The organism is Paracholeplasma morum (assembly GCF_016907055.1).
GTDB lineage: Bacteria > Bacillota_I > Bacilli_A > Acholeplasmatales > UBA5453 > Paracholeplasma > Paracholeplasma morum.
Genome location: NZ_JAFBBG010000002.1, coordinates 77,512 through 104,000, shown reverse-complemented (window position 1 = coordinate 104,000; position 26,489 = coordinate 77,512). Strand labels below are relative to the sequence as shown.

Annotated in this window: 26 protein-coding genes; 23 read left to right on the top strand and 3 right to left on the bottom strand. The window is 31.3% G+C overall.

The window, feature by feature from the left end:
* The first annotated feature begins 8 nt into the window (after positions 1 to 8).
* On the top strand, positions 9 to 2,315 hold the full coding sequence (locus tag JN09_RS01825; protein ID WP_204432084.1) for an AAA family ATPase: 2,307 nt from the start codon (positions 9 to 11) through the stop codon (positions 2,313 to 2,315).
* Between the two features lie 92 nt (positions 2,316 to 2,407).
* Positions 2,408 to 2,530 (top strand): hypothetical protein, encoded by a 123-nt coding sequence (locus JN09_RS07675; RefSeq protein WP_268939089.1) that lies wholly within the window; start codon positions 2,408 to 2,410, stop codon positions 2,528 to 2,530.
* A gap of 326 nt (positions 2,531 to 2,856) precedes the next feature.
* On the opposite strand, the gene JN09_RS01820 is transcribed toward JN09_RS07675, so the two are convergent.
* From JN09_RS01820 to JN09_RS01810, 3 genes are all read right to left on the bottom strand, one after another.
* Positions 2,857 to 3,495 (bottom strand): hypothetical protein, encoded by a 639-nt coding sequence (locus JN09_RS01820; protein ID WP_204432083.1) that lies wholly within the window; start codon positions 3,493 to 3,495, stop codon positions 2,857 to 2,859.
* 58 nt (positions 3,496 to 3,553) lie between these two features.
* A complete protein-coding gene (locus tag JN09_RS01815; RefSeq protein ID WP_204432082.1) occupies positions 3,554 to 4,933 on the bottom strand; it encodes an AAA family ATPase in 1,380 nt (459 codons plus the stop codon).
* Between the two features lie 520 nt (positions 4,934 to 5,453).
* Positions 5,454 to 5,939 (bottom strand): hypothetical protein, encoded by a 486-nt coding sequence (locus JN09_RS01810; protein ID WP_204432081.1) that lies wholly within the window; start codon positions 5,937 to 5,939, stop codon positions 5,454 to 5,456.
* Positions 5,940 to 6,206: 267 nt separating this feature from the next.
* Here JN09_RS01810 and JN09_RS01805 point away from each other — a divergent pair, with 267 nt between their 5' ends.
* The 21 genes from JN09_RS01805 (at position 6,207) to JN09_RS01710 (ending at position 26,489) form a co-directional block, all read left to right on the top strand.
* Positions 6,207 to 7,394 carry a GHMP family kinase ATP-binding protein gene (locus JN09_RS01805; RefSeq protein WP_204432080.1) on the top strand — a complete coding sequence of 396 codons (1,188 nt, stop codon included), beginning with the start codon at positions 6,207 to 6,209 and terminating at the stop codon, positions 7,392 to 7,394.
* A gap of 8 nt (positions 7,395 to 7,402) precedes the next feature.
* The gene (locus JN09_RS01800) at positions 7,403 to 8,140 is read left to right on the top strand and encodes a nucleotidyltransferase family protein (protein ID WP_204432079.1); all 738 of its coding nucleotides are present in this window, start codon (positions 7,403 to 7,405) and stop codon (positions 8,138 to 8,140) included.
* Between the two features lie 143 nt (positions 8,141 to 8,283).
* Entirely contained in the window at positions 8,284 to 8,904 is a 621-nt protein-coding gene (locus tag JN09_RS01795; RefSeq protein WP_204432078.1) for a winged helix-turn-helix transcriptional regulator, read from the top strand.
* Positions 8,905 to 8,916: 12 nt separating this feature from the next.
* Positions 8,917 to 10,083 carry a nucleotide sugar dehydrogenase gene (locus JN09_RS01790; RefSeq protein WP_204432077.1) on the top strand — a complete coding sequence of 389 codons (1,167 nt, stop codon included), beginning with the start codon at positions 8,917 to 8,919 and terminating at the stop codon, positions 10,081 to 10,083.
* 9 nt (positions 10,084 to 10,092) lie between these two features.
* Positions 10,093 to 11,100: a GDP-mannose 4,6-dehydratase gene (locus JN09_RS01785; RefSeq protein WP_204432076.1), complete on the top strand. Its 1,008-nt coding sequence runs from the start codon at positions 10,093 to 10,095 to the stop codon at positions 11,098 to 11,100.
* Between the two features lie 6 nt (positions 11,101 to 11,106).
* Entirely contained in the window at positions 11,107 to 11,736 is a 630-nt protein-coding gene (locus JN09_RS01780; RefSeq protein ID WP_204432075.1) for a sugar transferase, read from the top strand.
* A gap of 10 nt (positions 11,737 to 11,746) precedes the next feature.
* A complete protein-coding gene (locus JN09_RS01775; RefSeq protein WP_204432074.1) occupies positions 11,747 to 12,598 on the top strand; it encodes an NAD-dependent epimerase/dehydratase family protein in 852 nt (283 codons plus the stop codon).
* 84 nt (positions 12,599 to 12,682) lie between these two features.
* Positions 12,683 to 13,495: a glycosyltransferase gene (locus JN09_RS01770; RefSeq protein ID WP_204432073.1), complete on the top strand. Its 813-nt coding sequence runs from the start codon at positions 12,683 to 12,685 to the stop codon at positions 13,493 to 13,495.
* Between the two features lie 39 nt (positions 13,496 to 13,534).
* The gene (locus tag JN09_RS01765) at positions 13,535 to 14,407 is read left to right on the top strand and encodes an ATP-grasp fold amidoligase family protein (RefSeq protein ID WP_204432072.1); all 873 of its coding nucleotides are present in this window, start codon (positions 13,535 to 13,537) and stop codon (positions 14,405 to 14,407) included.
* 55 nt (positions 14,408 to 14,462) lie between these two features.
* Positions 14,463 to 15,431: a glycosyltransferase family 2 protein gene (locus JN09_RS01760; RefSeq protein WP_204432071.1), complete on the top strand. Its 969-nt coding sequence runs from the start codon at positions 14,463 to 14,465 to the stop codon at positions 15,429 to 15,431.
* 15 nt (positions 15,432 to 15,446) lie between these two features.
* A complete protein-coding gene (locus JN09_RS01755) occupies positions 15,447 to 16,670 on the top strand; it encodes an O-antigen ligase family protein (RefSeq protein WP_204432070.1) in 1,224 nt (407 codons plus the stop codon).
* 5 nt (positions 16,671 to 16,675) lie between these two features.
* Positions 16,676 to 17,686, top strand: a complete 1,011-nt coding sequence (locus JN09_RS01750; RefSeq protein WP_235985158.1) for a polysaccharide biosynthesis protein — start codon at positions 16,676 to 16,678, stop codon at positions 17,684 to 17,686.
* A 17-nt stretch (positions 17,687 to 17,703) separates the two neighbouring features.
* On the top strand, positions 17,704 to 18,555 hold the full coding sequence (locus tag JN09_RS01745; protein WP_204432069.1) for an SDR family oxidoreductase: 852 nt from the start codon (positions 17,704 to 17,706) through the stop codon (positions 18,553 to 18,555).
* Positions 18,548 to 19,747 carry a glycosyltransferase gene (locus JN09_RS01740; protein WP_204432068.1) on the top strand — a complete coding sequence of 400 codons (1,200 nt, stop codon included), beginning with the start codon at positions 18,548 to 18,550 and terminating at the stop codon, positions 19,745 to 19,747. The genes JN09_RS01745 and JN09_RS01740 overlap by 8 nt, the downstream gene beginning before the upstream one ends.
* A 1,525-nt stretch (positions 19,748 to 21,272) precedes the next feature.
* Positions 21,273 to 21,452 (top strand): hypothetical protein, encoded by a 180-nt coding sequence (locus tag JN09_RS07605; RefSeq protein WP_235985153.1) that lies wholly within the window; start codon positions 21,273 to 21,275, stop codon positions 21,450 to 21,452.
* 163 nt (positions 21,453 to 21,615) lie between these two features.
* On the top strand, positions 21,616 to 21,786 hold the full coding sequence (locus tag JN09_RS01730) for an IS3 family transposase (RefSeq protein WP_204432067.1): 171 nt from the start codon (positions 21,616 to 21,618) through the stop codon (positions 21,784 to 21,786).
* A gap of 66 nt (positions 21,787 to 21,852) precedes the next feature.
* Complete coding sequence (locus tag JN09_RS07750; protein WP_506737257.1) at positions 21,853 to 21,987, top strand: DDE-type integrase/transposase/recombinase; 135 nt, start codon at positions 21,853 to 21,855, stop codon at positions 21,985 to 21,987.
* A gap of 15 nt (positions 21,988 to 22,002) precedes the next feature.
* Positions 22,003 to 22,392, top strand: coding sequence for an integrase core domain-containing protein (locus JN09_RS01725; protein ID WP_204432066.1), 390 nt, complete (start codon positions 22,003 to 22,005; stop codon positions 22,390 to 22,392).
* Between the two features lie 218 nt (positions 22,393 to 22,610).
* Complete coding sequence (locus JN09_RS01720) at positions 22,611 to 24,077, top strand: sugar transferase (protein ID WP_204432065.1); 1,467 nt, start codon at positions 22,611 to 22,613, stop codon at positions 24,075 to 24,077.
* Positions 24,077 to 25,210, top strand: a complete 1,134-nt coding sequence (locus tag JN09_RS01715) for a glycosyltransferase family 4 protein (RefSeq protein WP_204432064.1) — start codon at positions 24,077 to 24,079, stop codon at positions 25,208 to 25,210. Before JN09_RS01720 ends, JN09_RS01715 begins: the two co-directional genes overlap by 1 nt.
* The gene (locus JN09_RS01710) at positions 25,203 to 26,489 is read left to right on the top strand and encodes a nucleotide sugar dehydrogenase (protein WP_204432063.1); all 1,287 of its coding nucleotides are present in this window, start codon (positions 25,203 to 25,205) and stop codon (positions 26,487 to 26,489) included. Before JN09_RS01715 ends, JN09_RS01710 begins: the two co-directional genes overlap by 8 nt.

The following is a 26,489-nucleotide window of genomic DNA, read 5'->3' as shown; positions in this document are numbered from 1 at the left end:
ATCTTAATATGATTATAAATGAAATTCGTAAAGTTGGTTGTATAGATGCTATAACAAGTCAAGTCAACTTAAGTAAAAATGCTTTCATATATGGGTTAAATGGTTCAGGAAAGACGACTATAAAATCAATAATAAAAAGTTCATTTCTAGAAGGATCCAAGTTAGAACCTTCTTTCGGTTCAAAACCAAAAGATAGTGAAGCAAAATTAACCATTTTTAATGAAACTGTCGAGTTTAGATCTGGAAAACTTATTAAACCATTTTCAAACAAAATTAAATTATACGTGTTTGATACGGATTATATAGAGAACAATATCTATATTAACGGTGAAATCTCTGATAACCACAAACATGAATATTTTAAAATGTTTGTTGGTGATAATGTAAGTTCAAAAATTCAAAATTTGTTAGAAAAGTATACAGAATATTCAAATAAGTCGAAAGAACACACAGAATTAATCACTAAACTAGAGTTTGACTTTCAAGCATTAGAAAATTTCAACAATAATATAGATGAATCAGTAACATTACTAAGAATGGGTTATGACCAAAAATATCTATTAGAAGAAGTTGTTAGAAAAAGGATTCTTAGTAATGTTAAAGAAATAAATGAAACAACAATAGAATGGTTGCAAAAAGGAAACAAGATTCGGAAAAATGATGAACTTTGTCCATACTGTGGGCAATACACAAACGATGAAATCGAAAAAAACTTAATAGGCATGTATAATGAAATTACCGCTGAACTAAATCACCTAAATGAAGAAACGAAAAAACAAATTGATAATCTTTATGCAAATATTGCAAGTTTTGATACAAAGAAGATATACGCCCTTATTGAGATGGATCTTACGACTTTAAAAAACGAAGTCTTGCAGAAACTCATTTCAAAAAAAACTGATTTATCGAAAAAAATAGAGTTATCTTCTGCTAGCGAAAAGAATAATCTTAAAGAGAGACTTAGATATTTTAAACCATACATTGAAGAACTAAGAAGTATTAGTGAGGAACTAAAATTTGATGACATATTTTCTATTCCAGACGATAAAATAGAACATAGCAAAATCACAAACATTAACAATAGAACCGACAATTTAGTCAAAGATGAATCTCTACAAAAAGAGCTAAAGTCTTTGAATTCAGATGTTTATAAGAAAGCTAAGACTATCCAGTCAAAAATGAATGATATAAAGTTGAAACAAGAAGCTGAACTAGGTACTCATATCGACAAAATCAATAAAAAACTAAGAGAATATAATGTTAAGTATCAAGTTACATTTGAAAAGTACAAACAAAAAACAAACACAAAACAGAATCAAGCACAGTTAGAATTAGAACTTGTTCCAATTAGTAGTCCAACTATTAAAAAAAAGTTTAACAAGGATACATTGAAAAGAGTTTTAAGCGAAGGTGAAAAAGCAATGCTTGCATGGATTTTTTTCATCGTAGACTTAGAAAACAAGCTTACAGGAGGTAGGAACGTCATAATTATAGATGATCCAATTTCGAGTTATGATTCGTATCGTCGCTTCAATCTTGTTAATGATCTAAGAAAAGTAATATCCATACAGGTTGATAAAGAACTACTGATACTTTCACATGAAAAAAGTTTTACTAACGCAGTAGCATTTTTACCGAAAACTAAACATTTCAATCTAATAGATGGACAAATCAAAAATATTGATTTAAAAGAAATTATTGAAAGTGATCTAAAGTTCGATATTGAGTTTATAAAAGAAAACTCAGATAAAATAACGCAGGATAATATCTTGGAGTTCGTTATTAGATCGAGGAACTTTCTTGAATATATAAGGATGTTAAATACATTTGCAAAAGGAAAGTTTTTCAGAATAACCGAATATAACCTTTATTTTTCTGAAGCAAGCAAGCTGATTCACTTTAAAACTAATTTTATTAGTGAAGGTTATTTTAAATATGTTGAGAAGAAGTATCGTCAACTCACTAACCAAAGTATAACCTTCGACCTATCAAAAATTGATATAACTAACATCAACTTTGATCTTATAACCAATGGATCAATTGATAATATTTACAACGCTCGCTTAAAGATAGACAAATATTTGTTCAAAGTATTAAATGACAATAGTTTTGTTGACTTTAACGGAAAAGAAACAACTCATGATTTATTGAGATATGCTCGAAAATTCATACCTATTGTTCTTTCAGAAGGGCTAGAGTTACATATACCAATTATTAACACCTATAACCATCCAAATCAAAACTTTGGACTTAGAAGAGTAGATTGTTCTGAAATCTCGAAACAAAACTTATATGATTTTGTTAATTCTTTATAATTGATTATTTTAATTAAATTCATTAGTAATGATGATAAATGTTAGTTTGTGTTGTACCAAAAGAGATGAATCATCATAAGGAGGAAATTGATATGATAGAAAGTATGATTACAAAGAGAGATCTTCTAGATTTCATGAGAAAGGAATTGCCAGTTAAAGAACCATATGAGGTTTCATATAATATACTTGACAGATTTATTAATTTATCTAATTAGTATCCTAAAAAAAATAGAATCGAAGAAAACAACTATAGATCAAGACTTCACATATCAATATGGTATATATTTTTCCTATATAGTTACTGAATTGTCAATATTACTTCAACTTGATGGTAAGTCTTGTATATCGTAATATAAAACTGAGCCACCCATCGTCATTTAAAATTGAGCCACCTGGAAACTTCTTCTAAACTATAATAAATAATATAATAAAAGTTATGAAAAGTGTTTTAATCATGTGTTTAAAAAAACATTTTTTATAAGCTTTTCGCAATCAAAAAAAAGCAATTGCATGTACTGTGCAATCACTTTTTTGAATTAATTTATGATTTAGGCTTAAATTTTGCTAAATATAGATTGAAATTTGACCCACGGCTTAATGAAAGAAAATCTTTTTGAATCTCATTCCATGTATCAGAGTAATTTCCTCCTAATGCGATTTTGGAGTCTTGCATAAAATCAATAAAATCATTTTCTCGGTTGTAAAATGAATCACTGAATTCGGTAGCATAAGAAGTCTTTTTATTGGACTCAAGATTTCTTTCATCGTGTAAAACATGATCTAAGTTGCATGACATAAAATAAATAGAATATGGAACATAGTAATCCTTTTGAACTTCAAGTTTATTAATAGAAGACAAATGACTTAACACTGCCGATTTCAAGGCATTTCTTCTTTCGATTTTGTCTTTATGTTTTGTTAGAATTTGCTCATCTTGATATTCAATATCACCGTATAACTTGCTAACGACATTATCATTATCAATGAAAGCACCATCAGTATCAACAATATGTATTATTTCTTGTAAATCGCTCACAATAAATGTACTGCCTAAAAATTGTCTTACTCGTTTAGATAAGTGCAATTCGATATTTGTTACTGTAATGAAACTATAATCCCCTGTTAAATCAGTCTCTGTAACCTTAAATTTGATTGACCTGTTTGAAATTATCTTATTCAAAATTGGTCCTAGAGCATTTTCATCTGAAGGTCCTTCCACAATTAATAATATAATTTTCTTAGTTTGCATTTTCATATGTCTTTCCAGCCATTCTGAATGCTCGACCTATTTCATAAGGATCTGTTTCTTCATAAACACATTCCTTTTGGCCTCCAATTTCTATTGTTCTAAGATAAACATTCCGAAGGTTATGATTATTTTTAATATTTGAAAATCTTATGAATTTATTCATGTTATTTGTAGTTGAAAAATATATGCTATCTTTATTAAGAACTTCTAGAGCCCTTAAATTGTGGGAAGTGAATAGTAATTGTCCTTTACCAGTATCACTGATAACTTTTAAAATCTCTCCCAACAAGTACTCAAATATACCAGCATCAAGTTCATCTATAGCTACACAAATAGACTCACGATTATACATCGCAATTAAAGCGCTCAAAATAGAAATAATTTTTTTAATCCCATCTGATTCGTATTTAATTGGAATTTCCAAGTCACCACGTTTTGATAGAAGCTCTATACTATATTCCAAATCACCATTTTTAGATGTTTCTTTCCCATACTCTTTGTATATTAATGTCATTCCTGGAACTATTGCATTTATAAGGACACTCATTTGATCAATCAAACGCTTGAATACGTCCAGGTTTTTTTCTTCTAATTTATTAATGCCGAATTCTATTGGAAATTCACCAGACTGAATTGTTCTATTATCATCCAGTCTCATTGTCATAGGAATTAAAAAATTCGCATTTATTACACCATGGTGGTCCATTTGTACAACGAACAAATTAACGCGAGCAAAAAAGTGTAAAGCGCTGATAATATTCCTGTAATCTTTATTTTCAAATTCCTTAAAAATAGCAACACTTTTATCTCGAAATATAAACGACTCGCTTTTCTCATAGGCTAGTTTTTTTGATACAATGAGATCAGTTGCAAAAGTCTTCTTGATCTTCACAAGTTCATCATGTCTGACTTGAGGAACAAAAGCTCTACTATCATCTTCCTCGGTTGATTCAATGATAGTAGTACGAGAATGACTCTCATCAGTTAAATCCTTATAAGCTAGTTTCTCATAGAAAACAACAGGTATGTTGTTTTCGTTTTTTCTTATCTTAAAATCATAGAAAACAGTGAAATGTTTGCTTTCCCTATCAATTGAAAACTCAAAATTGAAAGTAGACTCAATAGACTCTTTGTTAATTATGTTGATTGTATCTCTATTTAAAGATCTTCCCGACATTATTACTTTCAATATATGCACAGAGTTTACGAGGGCTGATTTTCCGGAACCATTCTGACCATAAATACCAACTATTTCAGATTGTCTTTCTTTTACATCTTTATTTTGATAGGGAAAAGAAACACTACCAGATTTAACGTTTTTAACATTGTGGATTTCAACTTCTCTAATCTTAACTACAGCTTTATTCATAATGACCTCCGCTTTGATACGTATACTATTATAACATAATCTTTCAAATGTCAACACTTAAATCAATAATATGAAACAAATTGTTTCGATTTAGTCTATAAAATAATACATTGGAAAATTTAAGTCTTATTTAATAAATGCTTTAAAACGTAAAAATTACTATAACATAGGTAGTTTATTAATGAATTTAAAATAAAGAAAAAAGCGGAGTTACCCGATCTAGTTTAGGAGCTAATCTCCCCTTCGTCAGTGACATGCTATCAAACTAATTACCAAAAGTCAATAAAATGACTGATGATAGGTGCAACACACAGAAAAAAATTATCGATTATATCTACATCAACATGATTTTACAGTTTAATTGGCAACTGTTGCTAGATTTCGATTTACAACTACTCTCAAGTAGCGGATTAATCTCTGTTGCTTTTTTAATTGTTTCATTATCGATTTTTTTGCCACTGATATTTATAACAAGCACATAATATTCTGGATTGACAATAACCATAACATCGAATATTTCTTAAATCGTATCAATTGGCAATTCATCCATAGGCAGTTGAATAGATGAAATTGCTTTCTTAATGTCTTTGAATCGTATTAACTTATCATTGAATGGTATTGTTTCATCTTCAATTTTGATGTACCGAATACTTAACTTAATTATTGTTTCTTCAAGTTCATACATCAAACTATGTTCAGCTTCATCAAGTTCTGGTTTCTGTCTTAATATGAGGTATTCCTTTTTATAGGATCTAATCTTTTCAGCTATTTTTGCCATTTGCATATCATAGTGACTTGTATCTAAATGTTCTTTGACTTGCTTGTCAAACTTGGCTTCTAAGTCGCAAAAATTGCGTGCTAAGGCGATGGTTGCTTTCCTTAGGACATGAGTTGCATCTCTTGAATAAATGCGCGGAGAACCTGGTTTTCTAGCATTTTCATTTTCCACAAAATCATACTTAGGGTTATCTTTAACTTTTTGTTTTACATGGAGATATTTTTTCATGCATTAATGAGTAAACAAAACGATTTGCCCACCCCATTGTGTTTTTAGCTAATCTATAAGCAATTTCAACTGTATTAATTTAATCAAGAGTTTTGTTGTAGGTTTTCATGTAGTTTACTTTTTCTTGGAGTTTAATTCATATAAAAGCTATTGTTTATCTGTAAACCTTAGAAGTATTTCTTTGTAAAATGAGTTATAATTAACCTAGTTACTAGCGAATATCAATTTGAATTAGGAGGATGGATGTAATAGGCATCTGAAATTGTTATGAATGATCTAATCTACAAGCTTGAAGAAGTATATAAAGTTAAACCTTTAAGAGCAGTTAAATCCCCACTAAGAATATGTCCTCTTGGAGCGCATGTTGACCACCAAGGCGGACTTGTTACTGGGGTTGCAGTTGATTCAAGTGTAAACCTTGTTTACGCTTCGAATGATAAGGGATTTGTTAGAGTACAAAGCCTAGACTTCCCTGATGAAGAATACTTTTCTATGAGCAATGTACCTGAGATGGTTCCAGGATCATGGGGAAACTATATCAGAGGTGCAGTCTTATCTTTAAAACGCGATTACGTACTTAAAAAAGGTATTACAGGTATTATTAGTGGAAAACTGCCGATAGGTGGTTTGAGTTCATCTGCAGCAGTAACAACCGCCTATTTGATGGCCGTATGTGATGTAAACAACATCAAATTAAGCAAAATCGAACTAGTTAAATACAGCCACTGGGTAGAAACCGATTTTATCGGATTGAAGAATGGTATTTTAGACCAGTCTTCTAATATTTTGAGTGAAAAGAATAAACTCATGGTGATGGACTGTCACACAGATCAATACCATTTAGTAGATCTAGATGATAGAGTTGAAGATTTAGAGTTTGTTATCGTGTATTCTGGAATATCTACAGGATTAATGGGGACAGACTATAATAATCGTGTTGATGAATGTAAGGTAGCTTCATGGTTATTAAAAGAATATAATAACGAGTCGCTTCCCCGACTAAAAGACTCAATACTAAGAGATGTGGATAAATCAATATTTGATCGTTATAGAGACTTGCTTCCTGGTAGGTTCCAAAGAAGAGCTGCTCATTACTATACAGAACAAGAAAGAGTATCCCAAGGGATTAAGGCTTGGAGTAATGGGGACCTTGTTACATTTGGAAAACTTATGAATGAATCTGGTAATAGCTCTGTTTACTTGTATGAATCTGGATGCCCAGAACTCATCACCATCTTTAATATCTTAAAGAATACACCGGGTGTGTATGGGGCTAGATTTAGTGGTGCAGGCTATAGAGGCTGTTGTATAGGACTTATAAACCCTAGAGATAAAGAAAAAATCAAAAAGACAATTGATGAAAGCTATCCAAAACTACATCCTTTATACAAAGATGTCTATAAAGTTAGCTTCGCGAAACTAGACGATGGCGCAAGATACATCGAAATAAACTGAGGTAATTCATGAAATGTATTATATTGGCAGCTGGGTATGCAACTAGGTTATATCCGCTTACACAAAATAAACCCAAACCACTGTTAGAAGTATCAGGCATTACTATTTTAGACCGTATAGTAAATAAGATAGAAAGAGTGACTAACATTGATGAAGTAATAGTCATCTCAAATGATAAGTTCTTTACACACTTTCTAGAGTGGAAAGAAACCTATAAAGGATCTAAGAAAATAGTAATCGTTAACGATAAAACGAGTTCTAACGAGACAAGACTCGGCGCTGTAAAAGATATTTTATACTCAGTAGATGAACTGAACATTGTGGACGATTTAATGGTTCTAGCTGGTGACAATCTATTTGATTTTGAACTCGATGAGTTTGAGGCATTCTTTAATGAGAAGAAGACCAATGTGATTACGAGTCACGTAATCACAGACAAAGAACGACTCAAACGTACTGGGGTTGCATTGTTAGATGAGAACCAAAAACTCATTCACTTTGAAGAAAAACCACAAGAACCTAAATCTAACTTAGCAGTACCTCCATTTTACATATACACTAAAGAAACCATAAGCCTGATTAGACAGTTTATTCTAGAGGGTAACAATGGAGATGCTCCGGGTATGTTATTAGGATGGTTATTGAAGAAGTCTGACATTCATGCGTATTTATTCAAAGGTAATCGTTACGATATCGGAACCATTGATTCTTATAATGAGGTTCAAAAAATCTTTAAAGACAGATAAAACGCTTTAGCATAACACTATTCAAGGTAAAGATTAACATCTTGTTCACTTTTCGAACATGATGTCCGTTTTTACCTTGTTTTTATTATATAAATAGAGTAAAATACAATTATTCAATAAACGAACAATGGATGGTGGACACTTTGAACGATAACAGTTTTTTTAAGCCCACAGTATTGTATAAAGAATATATGATACTTGATATGATTGAGAAGAATCCAAATATTACCCAAAGAGAGATCAGCAAAGAAATTGGGATAGCTGTCTCTATGGTTAATGAATACTTGGATCAATGTGTAAAAGATAAACTTGTGAGAAAAAAGAAATACTCTATGAAAACAGTAGAGTATTTTATTACGAAAAAGGGTATTGAAAGAAGAAAAATGCTTAATATTGGGTACTTAAGCGCTTCTCAAAATCTCTATAGTTATGCTAAACAAGATATAGAGAAATTTTTAGTTTCTATTGAAGAAAAAGGGTTTAGAGACCTCATTCTTTATGGTGCGGGTGAGGTTTGTGAGATCTTATTAAACACGCTTGCGAGTAACCCGAGCATTCACTTAAATTGTCAGGCAATCATTGATGATGATTTAAATAAGGTTGGATTGAAAATGCTAGGTATCGATATTATCAAACGAGATGATATATCAAACTTTTTATACGATGGTGTATTAATCTCAAGTTATACAAATAAAGACTCAATAAGAGAAAAACTATTAGCAAAAGAAATCAAGCCTACTAAAATATTAGACTTTTTCAAATAAGGAGAATACAATATGAAAATCGCAATTATCGGTACTGGCTACGTTGGATTATCCAATGCAGTATTATTTAGCCAACATAACGAAGTGGTTGCCTTAGATATTATCAAAGATAAAGTTGAGATGATCAATAAGAGAATCTCTCCAATCGTAGATACAGAGTTAGAGGAATACTTAAAATCTAAACCGCTCAATCTAAAAGCAACCCTTAATAAAGAAGAAGCCTATAGGGATGCATCCTTTGTTGTGGTAGCTACCCCAACAAATTATGACCCTAAAATGAACTACTTTGATACATCGTCAGTTGACAATGTAATCAAAGACGTTAGTCTCTATAACCCTAACGCAACCATCATTATTAAATCAACCATTCCAGTTGGATACACCGAAGAACAAAAGAACGCACATCCAGCATTAAAAATCATTTTCTCTCCAGAATTCTTAAGAGAAGGTAAAGCTTTATATGACAACCTTTATCCCTCTAGAATTGTAGTAGGAGAACATTCTAAAGAAGCAGAAACTTTCGCACATTTATTATTAGAAGGCGCAATCAAGAAAGATGTTCCAATTCTATATACTGGTTCAACTGAAGCAGAAGCCATTAAATTATTCTCTAATACATACTTAGCATTAAGAGTGGCATTCTTTAATGAACTGGACACCTATGCAGAGATTAGAGGATTAGACACTAAAGAAATCATTGAAGGTGTAGGGTTAGATCCGAGAATTGGTTCTCACTACAATAACCCTTCGTTTGGATATGGTGGGTATTGCCTACCAAAAGATACTAAACAACTATTAGCTAACTATAGTGATGTGCCTCAAAACATAATGTCAGCGATTGTAGATGCCAACAGAACTAGAAAAGATCACATCGCAGACATGGTGATATCCAAAAATCCAAAAGTGGTTGGAATTTATCGACTTGTTATGAAATCCAACTCAGATAACTTTAGACAATCTTCGATTCAAGGCATTATGAAACGTATTAAGGCTAAAGGGATTGAAGTGGTTGTTTATGAACCGGTACTAAAAGAAGAAGCCTTCTTCGGTTCAAAAGTCGAAAGAGATTTTGAAAAGTTCATCAATACTTGTGATGTTATCGTATCAAACCGCTTCTATAAAGAGTTAGATGTAGTGAAAGATAAAGTCTACACAAGAGACTTATTCAACAGAGATTAGAGGGTTCGTATGAGTGATATATATTTAGTAACAGGGGCTGCCGGATTTATTGGGTATAACCTATCTAAAAGACTTTTGAAAGAAAATAAAATCGTGATAGGTGTTGATAATCTCAACGACTATTACGATGTCGGTTTAAAACTAACGAGATTATCTTTACTAGAAAAATACGATAACTTTACTTTTAAAAAGATAGATATTTCTGATAAAAGTACATTAGAAAATCTTTTTAAAAACCATAAAATCACGTATGTCATTAATTTAGCGGCACAAGCTGGGGTTAGATACTCAATAGATAATCCGGATGTCTACATTCAAAGTAACTTAATCGGATTTTACAATATCCTTGAACTATGCAGACATTACCCTGTTAAACACCTAGTTTATGCTTCAAGTAGTTCAGTATATGGTTCTAATCAAAAGGTTCCATTTGAAGAAACTGACTTTGTAGATCATCCAGTTTCCTTATACGCTGCTACAAAAAAATCAAACGAACTAATGGCTCATACATATAGTCATTTATATAAGATTCCATCAACTGGACTAAGGTTTTTTACAGTCTATGGCCCGATGGGAAGACCAGATATGGCATATTACTCATTTACGGACAAATACTTCAAGGATGAAGTAATTAAAGTTTTCAACAATGGTGATTTTGAGAATGATATGTATAGAGACTTCACATATGTGGATGATATCATAGAAGGCATTATTCAAGTATTGAATACGCCACCAACCGATATCAACCCAATGCACAGAGTCTTAAACATTGGAAATAATAATCCGGAAAAACTAATGTACTTTATTAATACATTAGAAGAATGCCTATCTAACTCGCTTGGAAAGAAAGTAGAGTTCAAGAAAGAATTTGAACCAATCAAACCTGGAGATGTTCATAAGACTTACGCTTCAACAGAAGCTTTAGAAAGGCTAGTTGGGTTCAAGCCTAAAACGTCAATAAAAGACGGACTACAAAGATTTACAGATTGGTATGTTTCATACTACAAGAAGGTGTAATGAATAATGTTTTATTTGAAATTTAAGAGATTCTACGACTTTGTATTAGCTTTAATTGGGCTAATTGTATTATCGCCACTGTTTTTGATTCTAATGATCTTTATTAAACTTGATTCTAAAGGGCCAATTCTTTTTAAACAAAAAAGAGTTGGCAGACACAAGAAGCATTTTAATATTTTAAAGTTTAGAACCATGAGAATCGATACACCAAGAGATATGCCAACCCACTTATTAGAGAATCCAGACCAATGGATTACTAAAATGGGTAAGTTATTACGAAAAACCTCTTTAGACGAACTTCCTCAAATTATCAATATCTTAAGGGGAGATATGTCTATAATCGGACCAAGACCTGCACTTTGGAATCAATTTGATTTGATGGAAGAAAGGGATAGATACGATGTTCATAGACTCTATCCGGGATTAACTGGTTATGCACAAGTTCATGGTAGAGATGAACTTACAATTGCAGATAAAGCCAAATTAGATGGTTTTTATGTAAAACATATATCTTTATGGTTGGATATTAAAATCTTCTTCAAAACAATCATTAGTATTTTTAAATCTGATGGCGTTGTTGAGGGTGGGACCGGAACCATCGAGAAAAAACAAATAGAAAAGAAAGAAAGTAAGTAGGTGAACACTCGTGAAACGGGTATTAATAACTGGCGCAAATAGTTATGTAGGAACAAATGTTGAAAAATGGTTAATGAGAGACCCAAAACAATATTATGTTGAAACTTTGGATATGATAAATCCTAACTGGAAAGACTTTGATTTCTCTAGGTTTGATGTCGTGTTTCATGTAGCAGGTATTGCTCATGTTTCTACAAAAAAGAGCATGAAAGACTTATACTTTAAAGTCAATAGAGACCTTACGATAGAAACGGCAATAAAAGCCAAAGAATCTGGGGTTAAACAATTTATTTTCATGAGTAGTATGATTGTATATAGTTCCAAAGAAACAAGGATTACACTTGAAACTAAACCAAATCCAGATAACTTCTATGGTTTAAGTAAACTTCAAGCTGAAGAGGGAATTTTACCGTTACAGTCTGAAGATTTTAATGTGTGTATCTTAAGACCGCCGATGATTTATGGGCCAAGATCCAAAGGGAATTTTCCAAAACTAGTTCAACTATCTAAAATGAGTTTTATTTTTCCTAAGTACCATAACAAAAGGAGTTCATTATTTATAACTAATTTATGTATTTTTATTAAATATTATATCGATAATGCTTCAAAAGGAATTAATCTTCCTCAAAATGATTCTGTTTTTTCTATTTATGAAATCGTAAAACAATCAAGAAAGTTTTTTGGAAAGAGGACGGTTTTTATTAGTACTTTTAACCCATTCATTTTTTGTTTGACTAAGTTACTGTCGGTAGTTAGGAAGATGTTTGGTGATTTTTATTATGATGTTTTTGAAGAAAATCATTTGAGTTTGGTATCTTTAGAGGAGAGCATTGTTAAGACGCTATCATATTGTGAGACTTAGGATAATTATGATGGATTAGTATAGAAAATTTATCAATTATATTGCGAAGTAGTTGTATATGAATACATAGTAAGGAGAGAAAATATGGATTTTTCAGTTTTAATGTCATTGTATGACAAAGACAATGAGGATTATCTAGTTCAATCTATTGAAAGCTTATTAAATCAAACAGTGTTAGCAAACGAGATAGTTTTAGTGATAGACGGGCCAATAAACCAAAAACTACAAAATATCGTAAATTTTTATAGTATTCGGTACAAGGATCTTTTCAAGATAATACAACTTCCCGAGAATATGGGTTTAGGCAAAGCATTGGATCAAGGTATTTTTCATTGTACAAATGAGTATGTTGCCCGCATGGATGCTGATGACATTTCTTTGCCAAATAGGTTTGAAAAGCAAGTTGAGTTCATAGAAAAAAATCCAGATATTGATATTTTTGGGGCTATAATTGATGAATTTAATGAAAATGGTGAAGTTGTATCTACGAGAACAGTTCCTCTAACGGATAAGGAGATTAAGAAATACATAAGAAGAAGAAGCCCTTTTAATCACCCGACTGTATTTTTCAAGAAGTCAAAAGTAATTTTGTTTGGTGGATATGGGAATTTAGGTAGAAAGCAAGACTATGACTTATTTTCTAGAATGCTAATGAACGACTGTAAAGGTGCAAATCTGAATGAAAGTCTTTTGTTATTTAGAAGTGATAACAACAGTTTTAAGAGAAGAAAGAGTATCAAAAATGCTAAGAGTTATGTAAGGGTAGCTCGTAATAATTATTCTAGAGGTTATTGTAGCTTAAATGATTTGGTATTTGTTATTTGTAGCCAAATTCTTGCAGTTATACTGCCTATATGGGTGTTTAAAATTATCACTAAAAAGTTTTTAAGAAAATAACAAGTTTTGAATGATAGAAATAAAGAGAGGCGTCCGGCAATGAATAAAATGAGATTTGTTAATTTGATTTTTAAAATGATTCCTGACAGAATAGCTGTTAAAATGACGTATAAGTTTGTTACTAAAAGAAAGCTTAATTTAAGCGAACCCAAAAGATTCACCGAAAAAATTCAGTGGTATAAGTTAAATTATCGAAATCCGCTAATGACGATATGCGCCGATAAATACAAAGTGAAATCGTATCTATCTAGCAAAGGATTTGATGATTATATTATTAAGACGTATCAAGTTTTGGACAGAATAGAGGATATGAACTTAAATCTTTTGCCTCAAAGTTTCATAATTAAATCAAATAACGGATCTGGAGATAATATCGTTGTTAGAGACAAAAGAAATATAAACTTGAAAGAAATACATGAGACAGCGAAAAAGTGGAAATCAACATCAACAATAAATATTGGTAAAGAATGGGCATATAAAAAAATAAAACACAAGATAGTTATTGAACAATTTTTAGATGATCGCGAGGACAATGAAACGGATCTTAGAGACTATAAAGTCTTATGTTTTCACGGTAAAGCAGAAGTTGTATGGGTAGACTTTAACAGATCAACAAACCATAGAAGGAACTTTTATACGCCACAAATGGTATTGATCGATATTAAAAGTGATAAGCCTAATGAAGAAAAAAAGATTATTTCTAATTCCAAAGAGATTGAAGAAATACTAAGAATATCTGAAATTATTGCACAAGATTTTCCTTTTGTTAGAGTAGACTACTACATAACAAAGTCTAAGAAAATTTACTTGGGCGAAATAACGTTTTATCCTTGGAGCGGGAATATTAAGTTTGAACCGGATAGTTTTGATTTTTATTTAGGGAATTTGCTACAGATTAATTGCATTAATTAAATGATAAGGTAAAGGAGATATGCTCAGTTAATTTGAGTATATGTGGTTAGATAACATGATAACAGATGAGTGCCTAGTTTCGATCATAATTCCAGTATACAATAGCGGTACAAGAGTTTTAAATCTCATTGATGATCTAGAAAGACAAATGAATTTAAACATGTTTGAAGTATTATTTATTGATGACTGCTCAAAAGATAACTCTGTGGAAATTTTAGAGCAAGGTCTTTCAAAAGTAAGTTTCAAACATAGTGTGATAATGAAAAAAAATAACGACGGTCCTGGTGAAACACGAAATATTGGTATTTGCAAATCAAAGGGGAACTATATAACATTTATAGATGCAGATGACAGAATATCTAGCGACTTTATGTCTATAATAGTTAATGCTATACGTTATAATGAAAATAAAGACATTTATTGTTTTGATGCAAGATATGTAAATAGAAATAACAAAACGATTAAAATGTATGCACACAGTGAATATATCAATCGCGAAAACGCATCGTTGTACATGAATACTTCTACATGGGGTAAAGTAGTTAAAGCAGACTTATTAAAACTAAACGGAATAAGGTTTACAAGATTTTTTAGAGGTGAGGATCAAATCTTTTGGCAGAATGTTATTTCTATTTCGGAAAGTTTCTATTATGAAGAAAAGTGTATTTACTATTATGAGCAAAACGATAGTTCTCTTACGAAAAATAAAGGCATAAAGGTTGATTTCGAAGAGACGATTAAGAAGTATGAATTATCTGTAACTCGGGCAGAAGATAACTATAAAATTAAAATATTTGTTCATAGGTTTCTATTTTTAATTGCCAAAAGTATTCAAATAAGCAAAAAGACAAAAAACAGAGTAAGTTATGCAAATATTAATCTTCCGTTTGATAAAAAATCTATTTTAGACGAAATTAAAGTATCAAAATTAAGTATTTCAAAAAAAATTATTTGTAGATGGTTTATAAAAGATAGAAAGCTAGCTCTTTATTTATATTTTAGATTATATAATATAATCAGGTAAAGTTGGAGGATATAAGTGAAAAAAAGCATTTTAACCGCGTTTTCTTTTCAAAAGATTTTGTTCGTTTTTTGCATTGTTGTTTTATTGTGGGTAACACAAAATCAAAAGATCACGAATCAAGGCGTAACTTTGCCTTATTTTAGTTTTAATCCAGTTATTATTTTGTTCACAATATCAGTTATTTCGTTAGCGCATAATTTTATCTTTAAAATAAAGTTAAAGTTGCCATCAATATTGTTTTTTGCTGTTTTGTTTGTAGTTGTTAGCATTATTCCTATTGTTTTTATAAAGGATCCTGATACCTACTATGGAAATTTGTTAGGGAGATCCTTGATAGTTTTATTTTTTTTGATGGGATTTTATATGGCAAACGAAAAAATAGTTTTCAACTCGCTTATATTATTAGGGGTTATAATGTCTATTCAAATAGTACTAACATTTATGCTGGTTAATATACCTTTTGACGCGCTTTATTATAAGCAATATATGGTTATTCCTGTAGGAGCTAGTAATCATCTTTCAGTAATGTTGCTGCCACTATTGATTATTAACGATTTTTATACAGTTAGAATATTCAGAAAAATCCTATACAGTCTCATTCTAATCATTGGTATATTTTTAACAAAATCTAGAACAGGTCTAATTATTCTATGTTTTTTATTAATTGTTAAATTTATATACTATTTAATAATATTATTGAGGAAGTCAAATAAACAAAATATTACGATAGCAATAACACTAATAACAACGGTTCTAAGTGTAATTGTTTTACTCTTAACTAAGATTGATTTAGGGTTTATTCGTGATTTTCTACTTGGATTTGCGAAAGAGGATAGTACAATTTCTATAGATGCGTTATTAAGTGGAAGACTATCTCTACTAATTGAAGGATTTAAGACAAGTCTTAACAATCCTTTGTTTGGTCAAGGATTAGAATATGAACTTGGTGCAGCAAAAATACATAATTGGTTAGGTCAATTGTTTTATGAAGTTGGCTTATTTGGAGTAATTATATTTTCAATCATACTTATTGATATATATCAAAAAATAAAAAAGTACGATACAAAATCTAATGTGTATAAAGCAGTTGTTACTGTTTTATTAATAAATTCTCTAATAGAACCGGGGATATTTACTTATCAAGTTGATTTTATTTTTTGGATAATTATAGGTACTTTGTACGGAGTGTCAAGAATGAATAAAGGAGAAAAACCTCTTGAAAATTTAGAGGAAAAGTGATGAAAATGGATATTTTTAAGGATAAGGTTTTATTGGTCACTGGAGGGACAGGATCATTTGGAAATGAAGTTGTTAAGAGGTTTTTAAACTCTGAACTTAGAGAAATAAGAATATTATCGAGGGACGAAAAGAAACAAGATGATATGAGAAAAGTATATAATAACAATAAAGTTAAGTTTTATATTGGTGATGTAAGAGACTATAAATCTATAAGTAGTGCATTTGTAGGTGTAGACTATGTTTTTCATGCTGCTGCACTTAAACAAGTTCCTTCCTGTGAATTTTTTCCGATGGAAGCGGTTAAAACTAATATTATTGGAAGCGATAATGTTATAGATGCTTGTATCGCAAATAAAGTTAAGAAAGCTGTATTTTTATCTACCGATAAAGCTGCATATCCAATAAATGCAATGGGGATTAGCAAAGCTTTAATGGAGAAAAATGTGATAGCGAGATCAAGACAACTAGGAGAGAGTGATACAATTTTATGTCTAACCAGATACGGAAACGTTATGTCTTCAAGAGGATCAGTTATTCCATTATTTCTTGAAAAAATAGCAAATAATCAACCGCTTCCTATAACAAATCCTGACATGACAAGATTCATGATGACGTTAGACGATGCTGTTGAGCTAGTAATCTATGCGTTTCAAAATTCTAGCCAAGGCGATTTGTATGTTCAAAAAGCTCCTGCAGCATCAATTGAAGTTTTAGCTAAATCAATTTTAGAAATTACGAAATCGGATGTAGGAATGAAAATCATCGGTGCAAGACATGGAGAAAAAATGTATGAAGTCTTAGTCACTGATGAAGAAATGAGCAAAGCAGTTGATTTAGAGGGATTCTATTGTATTAAAGCCGACAATAGAGATTTAAACTATGAGAAATATCTCGTTGATGGTAACAATAAAATTATTATGGGAAAACAGTATACATCGCATAATACAAAGCAGCTTAATATTTCAGAGATGAAACAATTATTAATGAAACTAGATGATTTTAAAACCTATAGATGAGGAAGTTGGTAGATATGATGAAAATACTAGTACTTGGAGCAAATGGTATGGCTGGACATATGATAAGTATGTTTCTCGACAAAAAAGGTTATGACGTATATGCTTTTGCTAAAAATAAAAAGATGAATAATATCAAATATATTATCGGAGATGCCCTTGATACGGAAAAATTGATTCAAGTTATTATCGAAAATGGATTTGATTATATAGTGAATTGCATAGGTGTACTAAATAGTGATTGTGAAGTTAGGGAAGACGAGGCAATTTACCTCAACTCATATTTGCCCCATCTATTAGCTCGCATTACAAAAGGATTAGCAACTAAAGTAATTCATTTGAGCACAGACTGTGTTTTTTCAGGATATGATGGACCGTATTATGAAAATAGTACTAAGAACGGAAAGGGTATTTATGCCTTAAGTAAATCATTGGGAGAACTAGAAGATGATAAAAATATAACCATTAGAACGTCAATAATTGGGCCTGATATGAATTTCAATGGTATTGGTTTATTCAATTGGTTTATGAATCAGCAAGGCGCCATAAATGGATACTCGAGAGTGTATTGGACAGGTATTACGACATTAACTTTGGCCAAGGCGATCGAAAACTTACTAACTTCCAATATAAGCGGTATATATCATCTTGTAAATAATGATAAAATATCCAAATATGATTTGTTAGTACTCATATCAAGTGTATATAATAAAACTATTTTGATTAAACCAGTTGATTATCCAGTTTTTAGTAAAGAACTAATAAATACTAGAGCAGACTTTAAATTTTCCGTACCTACTTATCTGGAAATGTTAGAAGAACAAAAAGAATGGATTCTAGAAAATAAGGAGCTGTACCATTACAATGTCTAACACTACTTTATTATCAATTGTGATGCCAACTAGAAATCGGCAAAAATATGCATTAGAAGTAGTGAAGAATATTCTATTATTCAATAAAGCGGAAGTAGAAATAGTAATTGAAGATAATAGCGACGATGAATGTTTGAGGCTTATGCTCGGTGATTTGATTAATGATAACCGAGTCAAGTATCGATACAACAAAAAGAGAGTATCTTTTGTAGAAAATTTTAATAATGCTATATCAAGTTCTACCGGAGAATATATTGTAATAGTAGGAGATGACGATGGAGTGCTCCCGGAGATTGTAGATGTCGTTTATTGGGCTAAAAGAAACGATATTGAAACGATACAATACAATAGGTCATATTCATACGTATGGCCAACAGAAGAAGGTTCGGGGAAGTTAACGCTTAGAGGATTTAGGTTTAACAGAAGATGTATTGACACCAATAAAGAGTTAAAAAAGATGGTAATATCTGGAGATTTTTACTATACGAAATATAAACTTATGAACATATATCATGGAATAGTAAAAAGGAAATGGCTTGAAAAAATAAAAGAGATAACTGGAGCATATATAAATGGACTTACCCCTGATATATATGCCTCAGTGTCGCTCTCGTTATTGATTAACAAATATTGTTACTTAGATTACCCTTTAACTTTTAACGGAGTATGTAGACAAAGTGGTACGGCACAAGCTATAAGAGGTGAACATACCGGAAATGACATTTATAGAGCACCTCACTTTATTGGACAGGATAGGTATGAATGGGATCAAAGATTTCCAAAAGTTTATACAGTTAGCACCATTTGGGGTGAAACAGCTATAAAAGCGCTAAATGATATAGATCAAAGTGGAACATTCGAGAAAATGATAAATTTCAAACGGGTTTATAAAAATATAAATTTGAGACATCCGGAGTTCTATCAACAAATTTTCGATTGTGCCAAACACAACAATAGTTCATTTTCTAAAGGTTATTTTAGCAGATTTATTTGGTTTCTTGCCAAAAGGAGTGAAAAGATTTTAATTTATTCTTTAAGACTAGTGAAGTATTTATTTTATGGAAGACAAATCAAAGAAAATGTTAACAGTACTACAGAGGCTTTAAGTACAATTGAAAAAGTTAGGAATTATAGAAAAAATAGAAGAAAATTGTACCGTTTTCTAGATGATGAAAGAAGCAGAAAATGCTAGAAAAATCGCATTATGGAAATATCTTAAGAGTCGTTATTAGCAATTTTCTCAAACTAATATCGAGTATAATGACAATGCTTTTAATTCCTATGATTTACAGTGAACTTAATTATAGTTACTATAAGTTGTTTATCTTATTTATGTCATATGCCGGAATTTTTAATTTTGGATTAATTGATGGTATATATCTTTATTATGCGGGGAGTAGTCTAGAGGATTTACCTATTAATGAGTTTAAATACTATACAAAATTTCTTTCTCTATTCATCGTAATCGCGGCATTTCCTTTTGTTTTATTTAGTACCACTTTAAATGGAGATAGATCCATTATTGTTCTTGTGTTTTCTCTAAATATTATTCTTATTAATTTGACAGGATATTTCCAGTTTATATCTCAAATAACTAGTAGATTTAGAGAGTTTGCAATTAGAAACTTCATATTTACGATTCTTTCATTGATATCGGTCCTCTTAATCTTTATTTTTGAAAATGATAATTACTTGTCAATGGTAGTTTCTATGACGATTATTAATTTTGTTATTCTCATTATGTATGTGATCACATATAGAAGATTTTTACCCTTTGGACTATCACCAAATAGCAAAGAGCATGGTAATAAAATGACAAGAAAAATGTACAGGATGGGAATTCCGCTTTTATTGTCAAATCTTATTGTTATTTTAATTGGAAACATCCCAAAACAATTTGTTGAGTTTTATTATCCAATTGAAAATTATCCAAATGTGTTTGCCCATTTCTCATTTGCTTACACGCTAATGACGTTCACTAGTGTTTTTTTATCAGCAATAAGTCTAGTTATTTATCCAGTACTCAATAAAACTAATGAAAGTGTGTATATTGGTGCATATAATAAATTAAATACTATCATTATTGTGTTTAGTTCGTTTCTACTTATAGGGTATTTCCCTCTATTTTATATAGTAGATAATTATATTCCCAAATATTTTCCGTCATTAGAGTATTTTTACATACTTATACCAGGAGTAATTTTTACTTCCTCGATTACTGTAATTCAACACAGTTATTATAAAACTATGAAGAAAAACTTTCAGTTTTTGTTAATTGGAGTTTCAGTGCTATTCCTTCAAGTGATAATGATTTATATATTATATTATGTTTTTAATAAGAGCTTAGTAATGATAGCTATTTCGACTTTAGCAACTCAAATTCTTTGGTTCTTGATATCTGATCAATATATTATTAAGATAACAAAGCAATCTATAGCTAAAAAGAATTACTTGTACATTTCTTCCGTGATAGCAGCATTCTATTCAATTAATGCAATATCGAATATATTTTATCAATTTGTCGTATTTTCTGTTTTATTGTTATTGATTTCCTTATTTGTTTATTTCAATGAAATAAGAACAATTATTGATTATTTATTATACCAATGCAAAAAAGATAGAAAATAACTAAAAAATCAGTAATACTGGTTATCAATTAATACTTATCTTTTGCTGTTAATATAGAATAGTAGACACGATGAGTAAGAATCCTTCTTATGTTAGAATATAAGAAAAGAGTTAATTTCATGTCTTCAACAGGCAATCGTTATTCAAACGAATTTAAACAACAAATCGTCGAACAATTTCAATCAGACAATCAGTATCTAAGCTGTTTCGTGAGTATGGCATCCCCATCGGGACAATCTACAAATGGACAAAAGAGCTTACACCTGTGATCACGGAAGATGGAAAGTTTGTTACACCAAAAGAAGTTAAAGCATTAGAAAAGCGAATCAGGGAACTTGAAATGGAAAATGAAATCCTAAAAAAAGCGACCGCCATATTCGCACGAAAACCCTAAATGAAAAAGTCGATTTTATCGAGTTATTCAAGCATTAAATGTCTGATAGAGACATCAAACGATTAGAACTCGAATCCAAGATTATTGAAATCTATACCGAGTTTGATAGCGTCTACGGTGCACCAAAGATTCGTAGAGAACTTATTAAACAAGGTTATTACGCTTCACTTAAGCGCGTCAGCGTCTATATGAAGCGATTAGAGCTTTGATCCATCATTTCCAAGAAATATAAGCCAGGATCAACTTCTAAAGCACCCAATGATAAAGAAAACATCATGAATCAAGATTTCACAACATTATACCCAAACCAGAAATGGGTGATGGATATCACCTATATCTCGACTGTTTATGATGGGTGGACATATCTAGCATCCGTCATGGATCTTCATTCAAAGATGATTATAGGATAGAGTTATCAACGCCACATGAAACAGGGAATCGTCCTTGAGTCTTTACGCCAAGCGGTGTATAAGACAAAACAAACAAAAGGGATTATTGTTCAATCAGATTTAGATAGTCAGTATTTTAGTTATGATATCGAACAGTTCATCGAAAATTATGAAATGATTCACTCATATTCAAGAAAAGGAACACCATATGATAACGCGCCGATTGAAACATTTCATTCGATCATCAAGAGAGAATGTTTAAGTCGTATGGTTTTAAAGACATTCGAAGAAGCTAGATTGGTGATCTTTGAATATATTGAAGGGTTTTATAATCGTAAAAGAATCCATAGTTTAATCGATTATCAAACGCCTTATCAAGTGTATTACTCAAGTAAGAAATTCTCACTTAATGTGTCACTTTATTGACTGTTAAGCAGGTTAATAATATTATCAGTGGTTAGTATTTAAGATGTATGGATTCTTATTACAATAAATAACAAATATTTTTGATAGAGATGTTGAGTGCTATCACATAATATTATCAAATAACACATAGTTTACATAATTTGAGTATTCACGATATAATATATACACATACTTAAGGTATTGGTTCACTATGTGAACATCTTTATAGGAGGACATTCATGTCTAAAGATTTTTTCAAAAGACACTATGCAATAATAAGAGTAATTGAACTAGGATTAGACTTATTCTTTGTGATTTTTTCATTCTTACTAGTCGTTCAACTTAATAAATATATTGAAAATGGTGACTTCATCAAGAGTCTAATTGACTTATTTGGACACTTTTTTGATACATATATAAATGTCCTAACTACACAACTACTCTACTTAGTAGTTGTGATGATGTTATTTGTTGTATATCAAGTAACACCTACTAGAAAACCCTATCCAGACACAATGGTAAGTGCAATACTCGCCTTATTTATGGGTAACATGATTGTTATTGTCTTAAGTGTCATGCTTTCAAGAGTATTAGTTAGTCCGGATGTGATTGGGTTTACATTCTTAACTCAAATAGTTGTCTTTGGAGTGTATAAATACTTATTCTATAAGATCATTTCTAAGATAGATAAAAGAAGTGTATTGATTATCGGACCCAAAGTAGAAGCTGACTTAATGGCTACTAAATTCCTAATGGGTAAAGAACATAAAAGACATCTTAAGTATGTTATTTATCAAGAACAAATCGATAACACCGAATGTGTTATCGACTACATCGATAAAGTCGATGATGTCATTGTTACTGATGGATTGAAAGAAGTATTTAAGAATAATATCATGACATACTGCCTATCTAAGATGCACAAAGATGTCTATTTAGTTCCAAAATTATATGAGATTAACATCGTTAACTCTAAGATAGATCAAATAAGAGACACTCCGGTTTTCTTGTCTCAATCGTTACATTTAACAATAACCCAACGTTTTATCAAAAGAACGATTGATATCGTTGTTTCAGTCATTGGACTAATTATAGCTTCGCCTATTATGCTAATTTCAGCGTTATTAATTAAATTGAATGATAAAGGACCAGTACTTTATAAACAAGAAAGAATCACAAGAAACAATAAAACGTTTATGCTTTATAAGTTTAGATCAATGATTGTTGATGCCGAGAAGTACACTGGTGCTGTATGGCAAATGGAAAACGACCCAAGAATTACAAAGATTGGTAAGTTCTTACGTGCAACACGTATGGACGAACTTCCACAACTTCTAAACGTAATCAAGGGTGAAATGTCGTTGATTGGTCCTAGACCAGAACGAGAAATATTCATTCAAGAGTTCGTGAAGTCTATTCCAGACTTCAAATACCGTGTGAATGTGAAACCCGGAATTACAGGGCTTGCACAAGTATTGGGTAAATATAACTCAGAACCAGTAGATAAACTTAGATTTGATTTAATCTATATTAGAAATTATAGTCCATGGTTAGACTTCAAGATACTATTCTTAACAATAAGAGCAGTACTTGATAAGGATTCATCAGCAACACTTGGTATACCAAAGTTAGATGAAGTCATCACACGTCGTGAACTAGCTTCAGTTCCGTTTACACTTGGATTAGAAATAAAAGGAAAAAAATGATGAAGAAAATATTGTTTGTCGCACATATGGATTCTCATATTGCTAATTTTCATCTACCCTATTTAAAATGGTTTAAAGAACAGAGCTATGAGACGCATGTCGCGTCTAATAGTAAAGAATCTACAAGAGATATTCTTTATTGTGATAAGAAACATCAAATTGATTTTTCAAGATCACCCTTTTCTTTAAGTAACTTCAAGACCTATAAAGCGTTTAAGAAACTGGTCAAAGAAGAAAAGTTTGATTTGGTGCATTGTCATACGCCTATGGGCGGGTTATTCACGAGACTCGCATTTAGAAAAACAAAGACACCTGTTTTTTATACAGCACATGGATTTCATTTCTTAAAAGGTGGGTCTAAGCTTTCTTGGCTTTTATACTATCCTATTGAAAAGTGGTTATCTAGATATACTAATGAACTGCTTACCATTAACTATGAAGACTTTACAATTGCTAAGAAGAAATTCAGTAAGAAATGTAATGTTTCATATGTGCCAGGTGTTGGCGTCGATTTAGCATCTTACTACACTTTGCCAAAAGAAGAAATCACACGCATTCGTAAAGAGATGGGTTTAGAGGATAAGTTTGTTCTAACGTATGTGGCTGAACAAACCAAAGGCAAAAATCAAGGATTTATTATCGATTTTGTAAGTAAAGCCCAAATTAAATATCATGACTTACGAGTCTTACTCATAGGATATGGTGAAGAATCCGAAAACTATGCCCAACTGATTAAAGAGAAGAAACTTGAAAAAAAGATATTCCAATTAGGGTTTAGAAAAGACATTAATGAGCTTAACAACATCGCCGATGTTGTTATTAGCACTTCCTTAAGAGAAGGCCTTCCAAAAGCATTGCTTGAAGCAATCGCAATTGGAAAACCAATACTCGCCAGTGATATTCGAGGCAATAAGGAATTGGTATTAGATGGGTATAATGGATTCTTATATCCGAAAAATGATATTGAAGCATTTGAATATAAACTTGATAAGTTATATAAAGATAGCGCATTAAGAGAAAGATTCTCAATGAATTCTAAAGAGCATTCATTGAGATATGATATTAGCCTTGTTTTAGACCAAGTTACCGGTCTTTATAACAAGTATTTAGGGGGAGGACAAAACCATGAATAAACCACTAAAAATAGCGGTTATTGGATTAGGATATGTTGGACTTCCAATCGCATATGCTTTTGCTAAAAGGGGCGTAGATGTGATTGGGTTTGATGTGAATAAACATAAGATTGAACTTTACAAGAAAGGAATCGATCCAACCAATGAAGTTGGGAATGAAAACCTAGGTAAGGTATCTAATCTTCTTTATACTTATGATGAAAATGATTTAGACAAAGCTAACTTTTTCATTGTTGCGGTTCCAACACCAGTTAACGAAGATAAAACCCCCGATTTAGTTCCTGTAATTAAAGCCAGTGAAGTGGTTTCTCGTCATCTTAATAAGGGAGATTATGTGGTTTATGAATCCACTGTATATCCTGGAGTAACTGAGGATATCGCTGTTCCAATTCTTGAAAGAAGTGGATTAAAGCGTGTGGTTGATTTCAAGTTTGGGTATTCGCCTGAACGTATTAACCCAGGTGATAAAGTACACAGATTAGAAACAATTACGAAAGTTGTTTCTGGTTGTGATATAGAATCACTCGAACACATTGCAAAAGTCTATGAAATCGTTGTGGATGCAGGTGTATTCAAAGCCAAATCTGTAAAAGTTGCTGAAGCCGCAAAAGTCATCGAAAACTCACAAAGAGACATAAATATTGCCTTTATGAATGAACTAGCTATTATTTTTGATCTTTTAAACATTGATACAAAAGATGTTTTAGACGCAGCTTCAACCAAATGGAATTTCCTAAGATTTACGCCAGGTTTAGTCGGTGGACACTGTATTGGCGTAGACCCGTATTACTTAACCTATAAAGCTCAAAGTCTTGGTTACCAACCAGAAGTGATTCTTGCAGGTAGACGTATCAATGACAATATGGGTAAATACATTGCAGAAAAATCTGTTAAAAAGATGTTTGCGCATGGGGTTACACCACAAAGCGCAAAAGTCCTCGTTATGGGTATAACCTTTAAAGAAGACTGTCCGGACATTAGAAACTCCAAAGTCATCGATATCATAAATGAATTAAAAGAGTATGGCATTACACCTATGGTATGTGATCCACTTGCAGATAAAGATGAAGTAAGACATGAATATGGATTAGAACTTGTAGACTTTAATATAGTCAAAGATCTAGATGCCATCATTTTAGCAGTATCTCATTATGAGTATAGATCACTTAAAGAAAGTGATTATAAGAAACTATATCATCAAAAACACTCTAAGTTCACATTGATTGATGTCAAATCCATCACGAACTTCAGTGATGAATTTGACACTTGGAGGCTTTAA

Excerpts from the sequence above, each read along its gene's own strand:
- JN09_RS01810 (WP_204432081.1), bottom strand. The coding sequence starts at position 5,939 with ATGAAAAAATATCTCCATGTAAAACAAAAAGTTAAAGATAACCCTAAG.
- JN09_RS01725 (WP_204432066.1), top strand. The coding sequence starts at position 22,003 with ATGAAACAGGGAATCGTCCTTGAGTCTTTACGCCAAGCGGTGTATAAG.
- JN09_RS01710 (WP_204432063.1), top strand. The coding sequence starts at position 25,203 with ATGAATAAACCACTAAAAATAGCGGTTATTGGATTAGGATATGTTGGA.
- JN09_RS01790 (WP_204432077.1), top strand. The coding sequence starts at position 8,917 with ATGAAAATCGCAATTATCGGTACTGGCTACGTTGGATTATCCAATGCA.
- JN09_RS01780 (WP_204432075.1), top strand. The coding sequence starts at position 11,107 with ATGTTTTATTTGAAATTTAAGAGATTCTACGACTTTGTATTAGCTTTA.
- JN09_RS01730 (WP_204432067.1), top strand. The coding sequence starts at position 21,616 with ATGTCTGATAGAGACATCAAACGATTAGAACTCGAATCCAAGATTATT.
- JN09_RS01720 (WP_204432065.1), top strand. The coding sequence starts at position 22,611 with ATGTCTAAAGATTTTTTCAAAAGACACTATGCAATAATAAGAGTAATT.
- JN09_RS01805 (WP_204432080.1), top strand. The coding sequence starts at position 6,207 with ATGAATGATCTAATCTACAAGCTTGAAGAAGTATATAAAGTTAAACCT.
- JN09_RS07675 (WP_268939089.1), top strand. The coding sequence starts at position 2,408 with ATGATAGAAAGTATGATTACAAAGAGAGATCTTCTAGATTTCATGAGA.
- JN09_RS01815 (WP_204432082.1), bottom strand. The coding sequence starts at position 4,933 with ATGAATAAAGCTGTAGTTAAGATTAGAGAAGTTGAAATCCACAATGTT.
- JN09_RS01825 (WP_204432084.1), top strand. The coding sequence starts at position 9 with ATGATTATAAATGAAATTCGTAAAGTTGGTTGTATAGATGCTATAACA.
- JN09_RS01800 (WP_204432079.1), top strand. The coding sequence starts at position 7,403 with ATGAAATGTATTATATTGGCAGCTGGGTATGCAACTAGGTTATATCCG.
- JN09_RS07750 (WP_506737257.1), top strand. The coding sequence starts at position 21,853 with ATGAATCAAGATTTCACAACATTATACCCAAACCAGAAATGGGTGATG.
- JN09_RS01745 (WP_204432069.1), top strand. The coding sequence starts at position 17,704 with ATGAAAATACTAGTACTTGGAGCAAATGGTATGGCTGGACATATGATA.
- JN09_RS01715 (WP_204432064.1), top strand. The coding sequence starts at position 24,077 with ATGAAGAAAATATTGTTTGTCGCACATATGGATTCTCATATTGCTAAT.
- JN09_RS01760 (WP_204432071.1), top strand. The coding sequence starts at position 14,463 with ATGATAACAGATGAGTGCCTAGTTTCGATCATAATTCCAGTATACAAT.
- JN09_RS01740 (WP_204432068.1), top strand. The coding sequence starts at position 18,548 with ATGTCTAACACTACTTTATTATCAATTGTGATGCCAACTAGAAATCGG.
- JN09_RS01785 (WP_204432076.1), top strand. The coding sequence starts at position 10,093 with ATGAGTGATATATATTTAGTAACAGGGGCTGCCGGATTTATTGGGTAT.
- JN09_RS01770 (WP_204432073.1), top strand. The coding sequence starts at position 12,683 with ATGGATTTTTCAGTTTTAATGTCATTGTATGACAAAGACAATGAGGAT.
- JN09_RS01765 (WP_204432072.1), top strand. The coding sequence starts at position 13,535 with ATGAATAAAATGAGATTTGTTAATTTGATTTTTAAAATGATTCCTGAC.
- JN09_RS01750 (WP_235985158.1), top strand. The coding sequence starts at position 16,676 with ATGGATATTTTTAAGGATAAGGTTTTATTGGTCACTGGAGGGACAGGA.
- JN09_RS07605 (WP_235985153.1), top strand. The coding sequence starts at position 21,273 with ATGTTAGAATATAAGAAAAGAGTTAATTTCATGTCTTCAACAGGCAAT.